Raw genomic sequence first — 14,808 nt, 5'->3', positions numbered from 1 at the left:
GACGCTCCCCGAGAAGTGGAAATCCTTCCGGGACACCGTCAACGACAACTTTCACATCGTCCGACCCGACGAATTTCGGGTTATCGGGTAGACGGGGTAAAACTGTCCCCGCATTTCCGGCGCCCACCCTGCCCGCGCAGGCGACCGGCGGTCGTCATCCTGAGGTGCGCGCCCGTTCAGCGCCGGACAGGCAGCCTCAGCCCCCGGCGGGCGAGCCTCGAAGGACGCACCACGCTCCTCCAGCGAAGCGAGCGCAAAAGCCCGGGGCGGAGGGTCGAAGTCCGCACCGCCCTGTCCCTTTTCAGGGAAACAGGTCGCCGGTCTTCGGATTGACCTTGCGTTGCGCCGTCTTCGAGGGCTTGGCGACCCCCGGTGCCTTGCGTCCGGCCGGGCGCGTCGCCGCGAAACGGAAGATGGCGACCGCGCCGCCGATGATCGCCAGAATGGCGACCAGCACAACAAGGTTCACATAGCCCGCGCTCATAGGCCGCTCCTCCGCTTGCGATCGAGCACGAGCCTAGCGGCAGGAGGCCGACCGCGCCAGACCCGGCGCGCCTATCGGCGGCGGTCGTTCTCGCCCGCCTTCTCGGCCACGCGCGCCGTTTCGGACTCGTCAGCGGCCTTGTCGACGATGGCCTTGGCGGCCACACCGTGACGTCCTGTGGCCGTGGCGGCCGTACCGCCTTTCGGCTTCCCGTCCGGCCGGCTGATGCTCTTGTTCGCCTCGGTGGTTTCGCGCGCTGTCTCTTTCCGCATTGTCCGGCTCCCGTCCTGTCGATGCCTTGAAACGCCGGGCGAAGCAGTGCGTTCCGCCAATGCCTTTGCGCTTTCGCCGCGGCGACGAGGAATGTTCCGTCCCGCGGCCGGCAGCCCCCCCGCAATTCGCTTCAAATCGCCTGGGATGCCCAAAGCTTCTGGTAAGCGATCGAGAATAGGAGAGGCGCGACTGCCAAGGGACAAGCCGATGATCCGTCGCCTCCTGTTCGCCGTCCTGATCGGCCTGGTGCTGTTTCGCCCATTGATCGCGAAGGCGACGTCGATAGACGAATTCACCGGCTATTGGCGCCAGGTGTCGTCGAATGCCGGGTCATGCGACTGCTCGCTCAGTGTACGTCGCGACGGCGTTCATTATCACGTCGTCGCGAGCAATGGTTGGGAGGCGGCGGCCATCCGCGTCCCGGCGGCCGGGCTGGTCGCGTATGCCGGTGACGGACGATGGGAGCGTTCGGCGCCGCGCATCGGAGCCGGGCGGCGGATCGCGGCGCATTTCATCGTCGGCGACGGACGGCTACACCTGACCCTGATGCTGACGCGGCCGGACGGGTCTCCCTGGCGGGTGGACGCCGAGTTCGAGCGCGAGGTTCCTGTCTCGTGACCGCCTGGCGCCTCTTCGTCACCCGCGCAGGATCTTCTCCATCGTCCTGCCTTTGGCCAGTTCGTCGATCAGCTTGTCCAGAATGCGGACCTCGCGCATCAGCGGCTCCTCCACGGTCTCGACCCGCACGCCGCAGATCAGGCCCTTCACCGCGGTGCGGGCGGGATTGAGGGCAGGGGCCTCGCCGACGAAGGTCTCGAAGTCCGTCCCGGCGTCGAGCACGCCCTGCAGAGCCGCGCCTTCGTAGCCGGTCAGCCAGGCGATGATCGCGTCGACCTCGGCCTTCGTCCGCCCCTTCCGCTCCGCCTTGGCGACGTAGAGCGGATAGACGCTCGCAAAGCTCGTCGAATAGATACGGTGCTTCTGCATCGCCGGCTCCCCGTCTGGTTCTACATCCTGAACAGGCCGAACTTCGTTTCCTCCACCTCCCGGTTCAGCGCCGCCGAGAGTGACAGCGCCAGCACCTCGCGCGTGCGCGCCGGATCGATGATGCCGTCGTCCCACAGCCTTGCGGAGGAATAGAGCGGCTGCCCCTCGGTCTCGAACTGGTCGAGGATCGGTTTCCTGAACGCCGCTTCCTCCTCCGCCGGCCAGGTGCCGCCCTTGCGCTCGATGCCCTCGCGCTTGACGATGGCGAGCACGGTCGCCGCCTGCTCGCCGCCCATCACCGAAATGCGCGCATTGGGCCACATCCACAGGAAGCGCGGCGAATAGGCCCGGCCGCACATGCCGTAATTGCCGGCGCCGAACGAGCCGCCGATGATGACGGTGAGCTTCGGCACCCGCGCGGTCGCCACCGCCGTCACCAGCTTGGCGCCGTCCTTGGCGATGCCGCCGGCCTCGTATTTGCGCCCGACCATGAAGCCGGTGATGTTCTGCAGGAAGATCAGCGGGATCCTGCGCTGGCAGCACAGTTCGATGAAATGCGCCCCCTTCTGCGCGCTTTCGGAGAAGAGCACTCCATTGTTGGCGATGATGCCGACCGGCATGCCGAAGAGATGCGCAAAGCCCGTCACCAGCGTGGTGCCGTAATTGGCCTTGAACTCGTCGAACTCCGAACCGTCGACCACCCGCGCGATCACCTCGCGCACGTCGTAGGGCTGGCGCGTGTCGGCAGGGATCAGCCCGTAGAGCTCGGCCGGGTCGAACAGCGGCGGTCGCGGGGCGCGCAGCTGCAGCGAGGCCGGCTTCACCCGGTTCAGATTGGCGACGATGCGGCGCGTGATCGCCAGCGCATGCTCGTCGTTCTGGGCGTAGTGGTCGGCCACGCCCGACAGCCGCGTGTGCACGTCGGCGCCGCCGAGGTCTTCGGCCGACACCTCCTCGCCGGTGGCGGCCTTCACCAGCGGCGGCCCGCCGAGGAAGATCGTCGCCTGGTTTTTCACCATGATGGATTCGTCGGCCATCGCCGGCACATAGGCGCCGCCCGCCGTGCACGAGCCCATGACGCAGGCGATCTGCGGGATGCCGGCGGCGCTCATGTTGGCCTGGTTGTAGAAGATGCGGCCGAAATGCTCGCGGTCGGGAAACACCTGGTCCTGGTTGGGCAGGTTGGCGCCGCCCGAATCGACGAGGTAGACGCAGGGCAGGGCGTTCTCGGCCGCGATCTCCTGCGCGCGGAGATGCTTCTTCACCGTCATCGGATAGTAGGTGCCGCCCTTCACCGTGGCATCGTTGACCACCACCATCACCTCGCGACCCTCGACCCGCCCGACGCCCGCGATCATGCCGGCCGACGCGATGTCGCCGCCATACATGTCCCACGCCGCGAACTGGCCGATCTCGAGAAAGGGCGAACCGGTGTCGAGCAGTTGCGCCAGCCGCTCCCGCGGCAAAAGCTTGCCGCGCGCCGCATGCCGCCGCCGCGCCTCCTCCGGCCCACCGCGCTCGACGGTGGCGGCCTTGTCGGCGAGATCGGACACGAGCCCGCGCATGCGCTCCGCATTGGCGCGGAAGGCATCGGAGGCGGTCGACAACGAAGTGCGCAGGACGGGCATGGATTTATCCTAGCGGATGAGTTCGACCGGGCAGGGCAGGTCGAGGTCAGCCCAGATACGGTCAGCTGTGACCACGGTCGCCTTGTGGCGAATCGCGGTGGCGATACAGGCGCGGTCGGCGAAGGAGAGGCCGGCGTGTTTGGTGGATGGGCGCAGCAAGGCGGCGCTCACCGCGAGTTCGTCGTCGAATGGAACCATCCGCACTTCCTGCGCCGCGAGAAACTCCCGCATCAGGTCGAGCGGAATGCCCTTCTCGACGCCCCGCATGAGCGCTTCGCTTGTGTTTACGGTTGACATCAAGGCTCCCGGGATGCGGGCGCTGGCTATGGCCGCGCCAATCTCGTCACGCATGATCGCAAGAAAGACCGACGCGTCGATGACGACCGTTGTCACGTGCGGGACCGTGCTGGAACTGGCCCACGCCCCTCTTTGGCAAGGCGGTCGTAGCGTTCGTCTTCCCGCCGTGCCTCTTCCCGCCGCTCGGCGATCAGCTCGTCGACGACGCTCGGCTCGTCGGGATGCTCGGCCTTCCACTTGCGCGCGAAAGCCTGCACGCGCTTTAAAGCCACGTCCGGAGAGACGATCCGGAACTCGCCATCCTCGACCCGGGCCGTAACGGTGTCGCCGGGCTTCACCAGCATGGCGGCGCGCATCTCGGCTGGAATCACGATGCGCCCGGCGCTGTCGATTTTCAGCCGGACATGGTCGACCGACCGAAGGCCGGTGTCTTCCGCCTCGAACCTGCGCGGCTCCTCGGCAAATCCTCGTCCTGCCATTTACTGTCTCCAGCGCCAGCCGAACCCCAATCTGCCAGAAACGAGCCCGGCTGGCAAACGCCCCGAACTGCGGCGGCATCGAGACGTCGGTCGGAGACCAAGGTGCGCATCCGCTCGCACCGATCACCCTTCGCCCATCATCTCCCGCCCGATCAGCCAGCGCCGGATCTCGCTCGTCCCGGCGCCGATCTCGTAGAGCTTGGCGTCGCGCAGCAGGCGGCCGGTCGGATAGTCGTTGATGTAGCCGTTGCCGCCGAGGAGCTGGATGGCGTCGAGAGCCGCCAGCGTCGCCTTCTCCGAGGCGAAGAGGATGCAGCCGGCGGCGTCCTTGCGGGTGGTCTCGCCCCGGTCGCAGGCCGACGCCACCGCGTAGACATAGGCGCGGCAGGCGTTCATCGTCGTGTAGAGATCGGCCAGCTTGCCCTGCACCAGCTGGAATTCGCCGATCGGCTGGCCGAACTGCTTGCGCTCGTGCACATAGGGCATGACCACGTCGAGGCAGGCGGCCATGATGCCGAGCGGCCCGCCGGCCAGCACCACGCGCTCGTAGTCGAGCCCCGACATCAGGATCTCGACGCCGCGTCCCTCCTCGCCGAGCACGTTGTCGAACGGCACCTCGACGTCCTGGAAGACCAGCTCGCCGGTGTTCGACCCGCGCATGCCGAGCTTGTCGAGCTTCTGCGCCACCGAATAGCCGGCAAAGCCCTTCTCGATCAGAAAGGCGGTGATGCCGCGCGAGCCGCGATCCGGGTCGGTCTTGGCATAGACCACCAGCGTGTCGGCGTCGGGGCCGTTGGTGATCCACATCTTCGAGCCGTTGAGCACGAAGCGGTCGTTCTTCTTCTCGGCCTTGAGCCGCATCGAGACCACGTCCGAGCCCGAGCCCGGCTCCGACATGGCGAGCGCGCCGACCGAAGCGCCGGAGCAGAGTGACGGCAGGTAGCGCGCCTTCTGCGTAGGTGTGCCCCAGCGGTTGATCTGGTTGACGCAGAGATTGGAATGCGCGCCGTAGGACAGGCCCACCGACGCCGAGGCGCGGGAGATCTCTTCCACCGCCACGACATGGGCGAGATAGCCCATGCCCGATCCGCCGAAGTCGGGATCGGCGGTCACGCCGAGCAGGCCGAGCGCGCCGAGTTCGGCCCACAAGCCGGCGGGGAACTCGTTCGAACGGTCGATTTCGGCGGCAATCGGCGCGATGCGCTCCTGGGCGAAGCGGCGCACCGTCTCGCGCAACGCGGAAACGTCCTCGCCGAGGCCGAAATCCATCACATGGTCATACATCGAGGCTCTCCCTGGGCTTTTTCTCGGCGCCTTGCCGGCGCGATGGTTGCGCGCCGACGAGGCGCATCGTCATGGCGTGATAGGTGGCGGCGACCTCCTCGACCGACAGCCGCTCGTCCGGCCGGAACCAGACGATGACGCCGGTGATCATCTGGATGATCGCCATCGCCGTCAGCGTCGGGTCGTCGACGGAGAACTCTCCCGCCGCGGCGCCCTCGCGCAGGATCTGGCGCAACTCCTTCTCATAGGCGGAGCGCAGGCGCAGCATCGCCGTCAGCCGCTCCGGCGACAGGCTTCGCAACTCCATGTTCGACACGTGCGTCGCGTGCCGCCGCTCGACATGGAAGACGATGTGGTTCTCCACGAAGCCGGCGAGCCGCTCGCGCGGCGCCCCGCCGGGATCGGCAGCAGCCCAGGCCGCGATCAGGCCTTCCATGTGCTCGCGCATCAGCGTGAACAGCAGGTCTTCCTTGGTGGGGAAATAGTTGTAGAGCGCCGCCGCCTGCAGCCCGATTTCCGCCGCCAGCCGCCGCATCGACACGGCCTCGTAGCCATGCCGCGCAATCAGCTCCACCGCCGCCTCCCGCAGCGCCGCTTCCGTCTTCTCGCCGAATGAACCGGTTGTGCGTGCCAAGGCGTGGCCCCTTCTGAGGGTGAGGAATAAAACGAACGGCCGTTTATTTCAAGGGGGATGAAGGGGCGGCCTGGACTGGGGGCGATACGGCTTCGAACTGCGAATTGTGGACTGGCGGTCGCCGCTGAAGCAGCTACGGTGGGGACATGGGGTATGGCGTCTTCATCCACCGTACGGATTCGATCTATGATGACAGTCCGGCGGAGCGGTATCAGTTTCCGCGGCAGTATCTTGGCCGCGTACGGGCCTGCGTCGGAGACTGGATCGTCTACTACGAGCCGCGCAAGGTTCGCGAGACGCGCGGGTACTACGCCATGGCACGGGTTCAGGAGGTGATCGAGGACCCGACCGCGCCAGGCATGTACATTGCCATCATCGAGCCAGGCACGTTCCTGCATTTTGCCAATCCTGTTCCCTTTGCACCCGACGGCGGCGTGGTCGAGCGCGGCGTCCGCAACGAACATGGCGCAATCTCGGGACGGGCCCAATCCGCGGTCCGTCCGCTGTCATCGGCGGACTTCGCACGCATCCTGGCCCGCGCCTTCGACGAGGAGCAGCCGGTGTTGCCGCGTATCGGGGAATCGCACACGCCCCAACAGTTCACCGACCAACCCCAGCAGCCCTTCATCTTCGATGACGTCCGGAACCGCGTCGGCACGTTGACGTCGCGTGTGGTGCGCGACCGTGTGTTCAGGAAGATCGTCCTGCAGGCCTATGACCGACGCTGCGCCGTTACCGGCCTGCGGCTGATCAATGGTGGCGGTCGCGCGGAAGTTGACGCCGCCCACATCAAGCTTGTCGAGCACAACGGTCCGGACGACCTGCGCAATGGGATTGCGCTTTCAGGTACGGCTCATTGGATGTTCGACCGCGGACTGATCGCATTGGCAGACGACCTCACGATTCTCGTCTCTCGACAGGTGAACGATCCCGACAGCGTGCGGGCGATCATCAACCGGACGGGCCGCGCGCATGCGCCGGAACGGCCACTGGAGCGACCGCATCCAGCCTTTCTCCAGTGGCACAGGGATCATTGCTTCAAGCAGTAGTTTGACAGCCAGATCATCTTTCGTGGGAAGTCGCTGTTGATCGCCGCCTGCGGAAGTATCCGGGTGGCGAACCGGCGCAATGACGCGGCCTCGTAACGCCTGCCGCGGGATCGAACCCACCGCCAACTCCCGCTGAGGCCCTCCTGGTTACGGGATTTCTGTCATGACAAGGTCGGGCGCCAAGTCGTAGGCTGTGTCGAAAGGAACCCTCATGCCGGCCAGACCGACCCGCACGGAAAAGCTAGACCTGCGGCTGACGCCCGATGCCAAGCGCACGCTGGCGGCGGCGGAGAGGCGTTCCATCTCCGATTTCGTTCTCGACAGCGCGCTCGGCCGTGCGGCCGATACGCTGGCGGACCGGCGCAGCTTTCATCTCGATGAGGAACGCTGGCGCGCTTTCGCCGACGCGCTGGACGAGCCAGCGCGAGACCTGCCACGCCTGCGAAAGCTGCTTGTCGAACCCGGCATCTTCTCCGGCCGCGAGCCGGCGTGACGGGATTCCGGGTCGAGAAGCTGACCCGCGGCCATGCGGTCGATGCGTTCGACTGCGGGCAGGAAGCGCTGAACCGGTTCCTCGTCCGCTATGCGCTGGCGAACCAGCAGGCGAACGCCTCGCAAACCTATGTCGGCTTGGCGGATGACGTGGTGATCGGCTTCCACACGCTGGTCGTCAGCGAGGTCGCCACGCGGATGCGCCTGAACGAATGAGCAGGGGATTGGCGCGCCATGCCGTGCCGGTTATGCTTCTGGCACGCCTGGCCGTCTCGTCACAGTGGCAGGGCAGGGGCGTGGGTGCCTGGCTCCTTCGGGACGCGGTGATCAGGACGATCCGCGCGGCGGACATCGCGCGCATCCGTGCGCTCGTCGTCCACGCCAAGGACGAAGAAGCCCGGAACTTCTACAGACGGTTCGATTTCCAGGACTCGCCAACCGACCCGCTGCATCTCTTCGCGCTGTTGAAGGATCTGCGCAATCTCCAGGGCGGTGACTGACGTTTCCGCACCCTACCCCGCCCGCGCCGCCGCCAGCGCCTTCGGCAGTTCCTCCGCAAACAGGTCGAGTTCCGCGTCCAGCCCGACCGAGATCCGGATGCAGCGGTCGAGGCCCGGGGCCATGGGCTTGCGGATGAAGACGTCGCGGGCAAGCATCTCCTGCAGCACCTTCAGCGCGAAGGCGCCGTCGCCGCCGCAGTCGATCGTCACGAAATTCGTGGCCGAGCGGATCGGCGACAGCCCGTTGTCGCGGGCGATGCCGGCGATACGGTCGCGGCCGGCGGCGACGCGGGCCACCACTTCTGCGAGGTAGGCCTGATCGGCGAGTGCTGCCTCTCCCGCCACCTGCGCCATTTTGTTGATGCCATAGTGGTTGCGCACCTTTTCGAAGCCGCGGATAACCTCGGCGTCGCCGAAGGCATAGCCGCAGCGCAGGCCGGCCAGGCCGTAGGCCTTGGAGAAGGTGCGCAGCCGCACCAGGTTTTTCCGCGACAGGTCGATGCGCGGCTGCGCGGCGGCCGGGCCGGTCTCGCCATAGGCCTCGTCGAGCAGGATCAGCGTCGTCGGCGGGATGGCGTCGACGAAGGCCTCGACATCCGACGCCTCCCACCAGGTGCCCATCGGGTTGTCGGGGTTCGACAGGTAGACCACCTGCGCCGCGTCGCGCTTCACGGCGTCGGCGAGGCCCTGCAGGTCCTCCTTGTCGTCGCGATAGGGCACGGCGACGAGCCGCGCGCCGAAGCCCGCGACATGGAAGTTGAAGGTCGGATAGGCGCCGAGCGAGGTGACGACCGTGTCGCCGGGGCCGGCGTAGAGACGCACTGCGAGCCCCAGCAGCCCGTCGATGCCCTCGCCGATGACGACGTTCTGCGCACCGATGCCGAGATGACGGGCCAGCGACGCCTTCAGGTCGAAATTGTCCGGATCGCAGTATTTCCACATCGCGCCGGCAGCCTCCGACATCGCGGCGACGACCGAGGGAGCCGGGCCGAAGCCGCTCTCGTTGGCGCCGATCCGGGCTCGGAACGGTGCGCCCCGGCTGCGCTCCTGCGCCTCCGGGCCGACGAAGGGCACGGTCGAGGGCAGGGCGGCGGCAAGCGGCGTCAGTCGGGGAAGGCGTTGCATGTCGATGATCCGGCGGCAGGGGCGGCGGACCGTATGACGAAACCCGTCGCGAGGGAAGAAGGCAGGCGGACCGCGGCCGGCCGTCTCAGCGAGCAGGCGCCGGCGTCGCGGCTGGAACTTCGGCCGATTTGCGACATTGTTCCGGCAGGCTGGTGACCGGGCGCCGCCGACAGGACGAAAAAACGAAACCACATCACCTGCCGCGCCTCGCGCGGCAGGGAGGGAGGCTTTTAAAGATGACACGGAAAACTGCAATTCTGGGCAACCGCGCCGCATCCGCCGGAAGGCGCGCGATTGCAGTCGTTGTTCCGGCGCTGCTGGCGTTCCTGCCTCTGTCGACGGCCGCCTCCCAGGCCGGCAGCATCTGTCGCCAGATCGAGCACAGGCTGGCCGCCGTATCCGCGTCGCCGCGTCAAGCGCCGGACCGTCTCGCCCGCGCCGTTCGCCTCTCGCAGCAGGCGGGCTGCGGGCCCAGTGGCTTTGCCTCGCCGCGCGACACGCATTGCCGCGTCCATGCAAGGCGCATCCAGGACCTCCGCTCCACCGGCTTCGCTCCCGCCGATGCCGCTCGCGAACGCGGCCGGTTGAAGGCCGCCCTGCGGGTCAACGGCTGCCATGGGCAGCAGCAGAAGAGGCCCCGCCAGGTGGTGGAGATCGACCGTCCCGAGCCTGCCATCCGCACCATGGATGGGACGATCCCCGTCCCCATGCCGCGCCCGATGTCCCCCGCGGAGATATACCAGACGAACTACGTCCAGCACGGCAAGAGCCGGCTCGCCGCGATCGACGAAGCGCGTCTTGAGGAACTCGCGCGGCCTCGCGCCATTCCGGCGAACCGCCAGGCCGTCCGCGTGGTCGGCGGCCGCTTCCTTGCCCAGCCCGACGAGGAGACCAACTTTTTCGCCATCGCGACCGGCAGCGACAACGCCGCCAACGAAATCCTCGGTGGCTTCCTTGCGGTCATCGGAGACGCCATCATCACGAAGGCCGTTGCCGCCGAGCCGTGAGCCCTGGGTGACGAAACGCAGGCATCCTCGCTTCTCCTTCCTCCGCCTCCGCCACGTGCCCAAGTCTGAGGCATAGTTGTGCACAAGGGGTGTCGTTCCTGAAGCGACTGCCCTAGAATGTCGGCAGGGAACGGTGGACGGAGGAAGGTTTGTCTGAGGTGAACGGGGCTCGGGCCCCGACGGGCTCGCGTACGTTGCGGGCCGCCACGGCGCTGATCGTGCTGATGTTCGTTCTGTTCGTCGTGGTCCTGGCCGTTTCCCTTCTGCGTGAACGCGAAGCGGCGCAACACGCTGCCGAAGCGCGTGCGGCTGCGGCATCGCAGGTGGTCGCCACCAATGTCGGCTGGATCACCGAACTGTCGCGCCAGGCCCTGGGTCGGATCGACGACGCCCTCGGCGTCGAGATCGCGGGTGGTTCGGCCAGCGTGGAAGAGCGGATCCGCAATGCGGTCGATCGTCTGCCGGGCAATGTGAAGGCCTATGTGGTGGGCGCGGATGGCACGACACTGTTCTCCACCGATCCCGCCGTCCAGCCGATCGACATCCGCGATCGCGAGTATTTCGCCGTGCCGGCCGCCGGGGAGCGCTTTCACGTCTCGCCCCTCATGATCAGCCGCCTCGATGGCAAGCAGATCTTCGTCTTCAGCCGCAGGCTCGAGCGGGCGGGGATTTTTCAGGGCGTCGCCATCCTGTCCTTCGATGTCGACCTCTTCCGCGACATCTGGCAATCGCTGTCGCTCGACGGGCGTTCAACCGTCAGCCTGCTGCGCGAGGATGGTCAGCTGGTTGCCCGCTATCCCCTGGCGGACGGCCCCCTCGACCTCTCGAACTACGTGCTGTTCACGGAGTATCTGAAGCTCGGCGATGCAGGGACCTACCCGGCGATCTCGCCGGCCGACGGCGTCGCCCGCATCGTCGGCTACCGCCGCGTCCAGGGCGCGCCGCTCGTGGCGCTGGCGAGTGTCTCGACCGATACCGCCTTTGCCCAGTTCCGGCGCAACACGGCCATCACCCTCGTCTTCGCGGTCCCGACCGCGCTGGCGCTGGCCTTCGCCACCGTCTTCATCTTCCGATTGCTGCGCCGCGACCGCGACCGGCAGCGGCAGCTGCTCGAAACGCTCGAACTCAACCGCATGCTGGTGCGGGACACGCATCACCGGGTGAAGAACAATCTCCAGGCGATCATGTCGCTGGTCAGGCTGCACGGTCTGCCGCAGCAGATGAAGGCCGACCTGCAGGGGCGCATCTCGGCGATGACGGCCGTGCACGAGCACCTCTACCGCCTCGACCAGTTCGCCGAGGTGAACGCCGACACGCTGATTCCGGCGATCGTCGATCCGCTGCGGGAGGCCTTCGCCCAACCGGTGACGATCGAGTATGACATCGACCCGGTGGTGCTCCATCATGACCAGGCGACGCCGCTCGCCCTCGTCGTCAACGAAGTGGTCACCAACGCGCTGAAATATGCCTTTCCTGACGGCCGCTCGGGCACCATCCACGTCGCGTTCAAGTCTCGGGACCGCGACCACGCGGAACTGTCGATCGGCGATGACGGCGTCGGGTTCGACCCGGCCCTCGCCACCAGCGGCCTCGGCGGCCGGCTGGTCCGCGCCATGCTGATTCAGCTGGGCGGCAGCGAGCCGGAGTATCATTTCAAGGGTGGAACGCGCTTCCAGACCCTCGTCACGCTCATCGAGCAGGCGGGGCAGCAGCCGCAGGCCGCCGAATAGGCGCTGCGCGGCGCCGGCGCGGTCAGATCCGCCGCGCGATCTGGCGCAGCATCGACTTTTCCCGCATCGTCGAGGGATCGTGGCTGGGTTCGGGGCGGGAGGACAGCTTGACCAGCACGACGCGGCGCACCGGATCGATCCAGATCCACTGCTCGTGGATGCCGATGGCGGCGAGGCTGCCATGCTCGTCGCCGGTGTCGTACCAGCAGGAGCGATAGCGGCCCTTGCCGAACAGCCCGGCGAAGTCGCCGGTCACCCAGGCCTCACGGTCGCCGTTGCTGCGGATGTCGTCGATCCAGTCCGCCGGCACCACCTGCCGGCCGCCTGCGGCTCCGCCGTCAAGCATCATCTGGCCGAAGCGCGCCAGGTCGCGCGCCGTGACGGAGATTCCTCCGGCCGCACGCGCCGTGCCGACCCGGTCGACGGTCACGCTGGCCGCTCCGCGGCCGCCGAGATGCCGCCAGAGCCGGTCGGCGAGATAGGCATGGAAGCGTGTGCCCGTGGCGCGCTCGATGACGAGGCCGAGCAGGTCCGTGTCGGGCGAGGCATAGTGAAAGTGCCTGCCATGCGGATGCTGTGCCTTCGGCAGCGAGACCAGCACCTCCTCCAGCGTTTCCTCGCGCCCCGCTTCATGCTCCGGGTTCCACAGCATCGCCCGCCTGTAGCGGTCGAAGTCGCTCTGTCGGTCGAGATAGTTTTCCTCGAAGGAGAGGCTGACGGTCATGTCCAGCAGGTGCCGCACCGTGGCATCGCAATAGGCGCCCCCCGGCGGGACGGGAACATAGGCGGTGATCGGCGCATCGGGATCGAGCGCGCCTTCGGCTGCCGCGATGCCGGCCAGCAGCCCCGTGACCGATTTCGAGATCGAGAAGATGATGTGCGGTGCGTTCGGATCGCAATGCGGCGCGTACCATTCGGCGACCAGCCTGCCGTCCTTCAGGGCCACGAAGGCATCGCCATGCGACTGCGCCAGGTGGTCGAGCGCGTCGATGCGGCTGCCGTTGGGGAGGGAGAGGTCGAGTCCGGAGAGCGCATCGGATCCGGGCGAGGCCTCGGTCTCGGCCCGCGCGGCCGCGATCTCGACCGTGGGGACGATCTCGCGAACGTTCTGGAACGACCAGCGGCTGTTCGGATGGGTGCGCCAGTTCGAAAGACGAACCTCGCTGCGGGAAGGGGCGTGGGACATGCGTGGTGGGGCTCCGGATCGATCCGGTCCATCCATAGGGGTGCCGCCGCCTTCCGCGCAACGGAAAAACCCGGCGGTTGCCCGCCGGGTTTCAAAGGCCCCCGCCTCAGGTAGAGATGATCAGAAGAAGCGCGTCAGGCGCAGGAAGCCCGAAGCCGTCCCGTCCAGCGTGTCGATCTTGTCGTAGTAGATCTCGGAGCGGATCTCGAGGTTCTCCACAGGCGTGTACACCAGGTTGAGCTCGGCAGTGTAGCCGTCGAGATCGGTAGAGACCGAAGACTGCGCTGCGTAGAGGTCGCTGTAGAACTGGAAGCCGACGGACGCGCCGAACTTCTCCGTGATCTGGTGGTAGTAGGAGGCCAGGATCGACCATTCGGCCGCGCCATTGCCATCGACGCCGGAGATGGCCGAGAACGGGCTGCCGACGCCGAAGACGTTGTCGCTGTCGGAATAGTAGCCGATCAGGCGGAACGAGGAGCCTTCGAAGGACGGGATGTTGTACTGCAGGCCGAGCGTGGCGCCGAAGCCGTCCATGCTTTCGTCATAACCGGCCTTGGCCCAGACCGCGCCCCAGCCCTGATTGTAGCTGACCGCGCCGACCACGTCCGGAACGTAACCGTCGCCTTCGAGATCGTCGTTCTCAAGCGAGATCGTCGCCGCGAAGCCCTGGTCGGAACCGAAGCTGTAGGAGATCTGCTGGGTCTTGCGGTAGCCGTAGCTCAGCGAACCCCAGGAATGCGAGCCGTACGATGCGACGCCCGCGCCGATCGAGTCGTTCCACACCGTTTCGGTGTAGCCGACGCGGAAGCCGCCGAGCTGAACGAAGGCGTTGTCCATGACATAGCCGGCGTCGGCATTCGCCGTGGCGTCGGCCTGGATGCGCATCATGGCGCGCAGCGTGCCCCACTCCGTGCTGGACCGTGCGTCGACCTGCAGGCGGGCGCGGGTGGTGGGCAGCCATCCGCCGTCACCGGGGTTGTTGCCGTAGGTCTGGTAGTCCGGCGAGTCGCCCTCGTCGTCGTAGCCTTCCGTCGCAACCTGGAAGAACACCTGGCCGGAGAACTGCAGGCAGGTCTCGGTGCCGGGGATGTAGAAGAAGCCCGCGCCGTACATGTCGCAGACGCGCACGTATTCCACCGGCTCCGGCTCGGCGATCACGATCGCGTCCGCCGCGTAGGCGGCATTGCTGCCGACGAGGGCGGCGGCGGTGCCGAGGAGGAAATTCTTGATCTTCATGTCGTTGTCCCAATCCACTTCATCTGGCGAAAGCCGTCCCGCCGTCCCCGTTGGCGCGAAGTGCCCGCTGCCCCGTGAATACGTCTTGATCGTCGCCTTCTTCATCAGGATCATCCACCTCCTTTGCCGGATCAACAGATTTTGCGATCGCCGGTTGCGGCGCAGCATCGAAAGCGGCGCGCTGTTGCAAGAATGTGACGAACGATCCCTCGCAAATCCCCCGGTGCCGCGGGAAATGGCACCATATTGCGATCAGCTGCGGCAGTCGCCCAATCGGCGGGCAGGCCGGTTTGCGGGGTGATTCGAAGGGCGCATCCGAATCACGCCGGGCCTTCGGGCCGGGCTCGTCGCCGGCCGGACTGAGACCGTCGGCTAGAAACGACAAAGGCCCGCGACACGAATGTCGCGGGCCCTGGC

General features: G+C 66.9%; 19 protein-coding genes. 8 read left to right on the top strand and 11 right to left on the bottom strand.

The features are described from left to right. Positions 1-301: 301 nt before the first annotated feature. Positions 302-484, bottom strand: coding sequence for a hypothetical protein (locus N1F91_RS28675; RefSeq protein WP_289997202.1), 183 nt, complete (start codon positions 482-484; stop codon positions 302-304). A 71-nt stretch (positions 485-555) separates the two neighbouring features. Continuing rightward, positions 556-756: a hypothetical protein gene (locus tag N1F91_RS28670; protein ID WP_289997201.1), complete on the bottom strand. Its 201-nt coding sequence runs from the start codon at positions 754-756 to the stop codon at positions 556-558. 208 nt (positions 757-964) lie between these two features. Here N1F91_RS28670 and N1F91_RS28665 point away from each other — a divergent pair, with 208 nt between their 5' ends. Next, on the top strand, positions 965-1,375 hold the full coding sequence (locus N1F91_RS28665) for a hypothetical protein (RefSeq protein WP_289997200.1): 411 nt from the start codon (positions 965-967) through the stop codon (positions 1,373-1,375). Between the two features lie 18 nt (positions 1,376-1,393). Here N1F91_RS28665 and N1F91_RS28660 read toward each other — a convergent pair whose 3' ends face one another. The 6 genes from N1F91_RS28660 to N1F91_RS28635 all read right to left on the bottom strand — a co-directional run bounded on the left by N1F91_RS28660 (position 1,394) and on the right by N1F91_RS28635 (position 6,066). Continuing rightward, positions 1,394-1,744: a DUF2200 domain-containing protein gene (locus N1F91_RS28660; protein ID WP_289997199.1), complete on the bottom strand. Its 351-nt coding sequence runs from the start codon at positions 1,742-1,744 to the stop codon at positions 1,394-1,396. A gap of 20 nt (positions 1,745-1,764) precedes the next feature. Next, positions 1,765-3,372: a carboxyl transferase domain-containing protein gene (locus N1F91_RS28655; RefSeq protein ID WP_289997198.1), complete on the bottom strand. Its 1,608-nt coding sequence runs from the start codon at positions 3,370-3,372 to the stop codon at positions 1,765-1,767. Between the two features lie 9 nt (positions 3,373-3,381). After that, complete coding sequence (locus N1F91_RS28650; RefSeq protein WP_289997197.1) at positions 3,382-3,765, bottom strand: type II toxin-antitoxin system VapC family toxin; 384 nt, start codon at positions 3,763-3,765, stop codon at positions 3,382-3,384. Beyond that, the gene (locus N1F91_RS28645; protein ID WP_289997196.1) at positions 3,762-4,148 is read right to left on the bottom strand and encodes an AbrB/MazE/SpoVT family DNA-binding domain-containing protein; all 387 of its coding nucleotides are present in this window, start codon (positions 4,146-4,148) and stop codon (positions 3,762-3,764) included. The genes N1F91_RS28650 and N1F91_RS28645 overlap by 4 nt, the downstream gene beginning before the upstream one ends. 123 nt (positions 4,149-4,271) lie before the next feature. After that, a complete protein-coding gene (locus tag N1F91_RS28640) occupies positions 4,272-5,432 on the bottom strand; it encodes an isovaleryl-CoA dehydrogenase (RefSeq protein ID WP_289997195.1) in 1,161 nt (386 codons plus the stop codon). Next, positions 5,425-6,066 (bottom strand): TetR/AcrR family transcriptional regulator, encoded by a 642-nt coding sequence (locus tag N1F91_RS28635; protein ID WP_289997194.1) that lies wholly within the window; start codon positions 6,064-6,066, stop codon positions 5,425-5,427. Before N1F91_RS28635 ends, N1F91_RS28640 begins: the two co-directional genes overlap by 8 nt. Positions 6,067-6,212: 146 nt before the next feature. Between N1F91_RS28635 and N1F91_RS28630 the strand changes: the two genes are divergently transcribed. The 4 genes from N1F91_RS28630 (at position 6,213) to N1F91_RS31210 (ending at position 8,107) form a co-directional block, all read left to right on the top strand. Then, a complete protein-coding gene (locus N1F91_RS28630) occupies positions 6,213-7,115 on the top strand; it encodes an HNH endonuclease (protein ID WP_289997193.1) in 903 nt (300 codons plus the stop codon). Positions 7,116-7,326: 211 nt separating this feature from the next. Then, a complete protein-coding gene (locus N1F91_RS28625) occupies positions 7,327-7,608 on the top strand; it encodes a DUF1778 domain-containing protein (RefSeq protein WP_289997192.1) in 282 nt (93 codons plus the stop codon). Then, the gene (locus N1F91_RS31215; protein WP_354670573.1) at positions 7,605-7,823 is read left to right on the top strand and encodes a hypothetical protein; all 219 of its coding nucleotides are present in this window, start codon (positions 7,605-7,607) and stop codon (positions 7,821-7,823) included. Before N1F91_RS28625 ends, N1F91_RS31215 begins: the two co-directional genes overlap by 4 nt. After that, positions 7,820-8,107 carry a GNAT family N-acetyltransferase gene (locus tag N1F91_RS31210; RefSeq protein ID WP_354670572.1) on the top strand — a complete coding sequence of 96 codons (288 nt, stop codon included), beginning with the start codon at positions 7,820-7,822 and terminating at the stop codon, positions 8,105-8,107. Before N1F91_RS31215 ends, N1F91_RS31210 begins: the two co-directional genes overlap by 4 nt. Positions 8,108-8,119: 12 nt before the next feature. Here the strand turns inward: N1F91_RS31210 and N1F91_RS28615 are convergent, their stop codons facing one another. After that, positions 8,120-9,232 carry a pyridoxal phosphate-dependent aminotransferase gene (locus tag N1F91_RS28615; protein WP_289997190.1) on the bottom strand — a complete coding sequence of 371 codons (1,113 nt, stop codon included), beginning with the start codon at positions 9,230-9,232 and terminating at the stop codon, positions 8,120-8,122. Between the two features lie 236 nt (positions 9,233-9,468). On the opposite strand from N1F91_RS28615, the gene N1F91_RS28610 reads away from it, so the two are divergent. Both N1F91_RS28610 and N1F91_RS28605 read left to right on the top strand, forming a co-directional pair. Continuing rightward, positions 9,469-10,239, top strand: coding sequence for a hypothetical protein (locus N1F91_RS28610; protein WP_289997187.1), 771 nt, complete (start codon positions 9,469-9,471; stop codon positions 10,237-10,239). A 158-nt stretch (positions 10,240-10,397) separates the two neighbouring features. Then, positions 10,398-11,969 carry a histidine kinase dimerization/phosphoacceptor domain -containing protein gene (locus tag N1F91_RS28605; RefSeq protein ID WP_289997205.1) on the top strand — a complete coding sequence of 524 codons (1,572 nt, stop codon included), beginning with the start codon at positions 10,398-10,400 and terminating at the stop codon, positions 11,967-11,969. Positions 11,970-11,991: 22 nt separating this feature from the next. On the opposite strand, the gene N1F91_RS28600 is transcribed toward N1F91_RS28605, so the two are convergent. Together N1F91_RS28600 and N1F91_RS28595 are read right to left on the bottom strand one after the other, a co-directional pair. Next, positions 11,992-13,155 (bottom strand): serine hydrolase, encoded by a 1,164-nt coding sequence (locus N1F91_RS28600; RefSeq protein WP_289997186.1) that lies wholly within the window; start codon positions 13,153-13,155, stop codon positions 11,992-11,994. Positions 13,156-13,275: 120 nt separating this feature from the next. Then, positions 13,276-14,391, bottom strand: coding sequence for a porin (locus N1F91_RS28595; protein ID WP_289997185.1), 1,116 nt, complete (start codon positions 14,389-14,391; stop codon positions 13,276-13,278). Here N1F91_RS28595 and N1F91_RS28590 point away from each other — a divergent pair. Beyond that, complete coding sequence (locus N1F91_RS28590) at positions 14,381-14,692, top strand: hypothetical protein (RefSeq protein ID WP_289997183.1); 312 nt, start codon at positions 14,381-14,383, stop codon at positions 14,690-14,692. The genes N1F91_RS28595 and N1F91_RS28590 overlap by 11 nt on opposite strands. Positions 14,693-14,808: the final 116 nt, after the last annotated feature.

Source organism: Aquibium sp. ELW1220 (assembly GCF_030398385.1).
Lineage (GTDB): Bacteria > Pseudomonadota > Alphaproteobacteria > Rhizobiales > Rhizobiaceae > Aquibium.
Note: the sequence above shows the minus strand (reverse complement) of the source record. Positions and strands in the feature narration are given on the sequence as shown.

Excerpts from the sequence above, each read along its gene's own strand:
- N1F91_RS28645 (WP_289997196.1), bottom strand. The coding sequence starts at position 4,148 with ATGGCAGGACGAGGATTTGCCGAGGAGCCGCGCAGGTTCGAGGCGGAA.
- N1F91_RS28670 (WP_289997201.1), bottom strand. The coding sequence starts at position 756 with ATGCGGAAAGAGACAGCGCGCGAAACCACCGAGGCGAACAAGAGCATC.
- N1F91_RS31210 (WP_354670572.1), top strand. The coding sequence starts at position 7,820 with ATGAGCAGGGGATTGGCGCGCCATGCCGTGCCGGTTATGCTTCTGGCA.
- N1F91_RS28675 (WP_289997202.1), bottom strand. The coding sequence starts at position 484 with ATGAGCGCGGGCTATGTGAACCTTGTTGTGCTGGTCGCCATTCTGGCG.
- N1F91_RS28640 (WP_289997195.1), bottom strand. The coding sequence starts at position 5,432 with ATGTATGACCATGTGATGGATTTCGGCCTCGGCGAGGACGTTTCCGCG.
- N1F91_RS28615 (WP_289997190.1), bottom strand. The coding sequence starts at position 9,232 with ATGCAACGCCTTCCCCGACTGACGCCGCTTGCCGCCGCCCTGCCCTCG.
- N1F91_RS28625 (WP_289997192.1), top strand. The coding sequence starts at position 7,327 with ATGCCGGCCAGACCGACCCGCACGGAAAAGCTAGACCTGCGGCTGACG.
- N1F91_RS28610 (WP_289997187.1), top strand. The coding sequence starts at position 9,469 with ATGACACGGAAAACTGCAATTCTGGGCAACCGCGCCGCATCCGCCGGA.
- N1F91_RS28600 (WP_289997186.1), bottom strand. The coding sequence starts at position 13,155 with ATGTCCCACGCCCCTTCCCGCAGCGAGGTTCGTCTTTCGAACTGGCGC.
- N1F91_RS28655 (WP_289997198.1), bottom strand. The coding sequence starts at position 3,372 with ATGCCCGTCCTGCGCACTTCGTTGTCGACCGCCTCCGATGCCTTCCGC.
- N1F91_RS28660 (WP_289997199.1), bottom strand. The coding sequence starts at position 1,744 with ATGCAGAAGCACCGTATCTATTCGACGAGCTTTGCGAGCGTCTATCCG.
- N1F91_RS28630 (WP_289997193.1), top strand. The coding sequence starts at position 6,213 with ATGGGGTATGGCGTCTTCATCCACCGTACGGATTCGATCTATGATGAC.
- N1F91_RS28595 (WP_289997185.1), bottom strand. The coding sequence starts at position 14,391 with ATGAAGATCAAGAATTTCCTCCTCGGCACCGCCGCCGCCCTCGTCGGC.
- N1F91_RS28665 (WP_289997200.1), top strand. The coding sequence starts at position 965 with ATGATCCGTCGCCTCCTGTTCGCCGTCCTGATCGGCCTGGTGCTGTTT.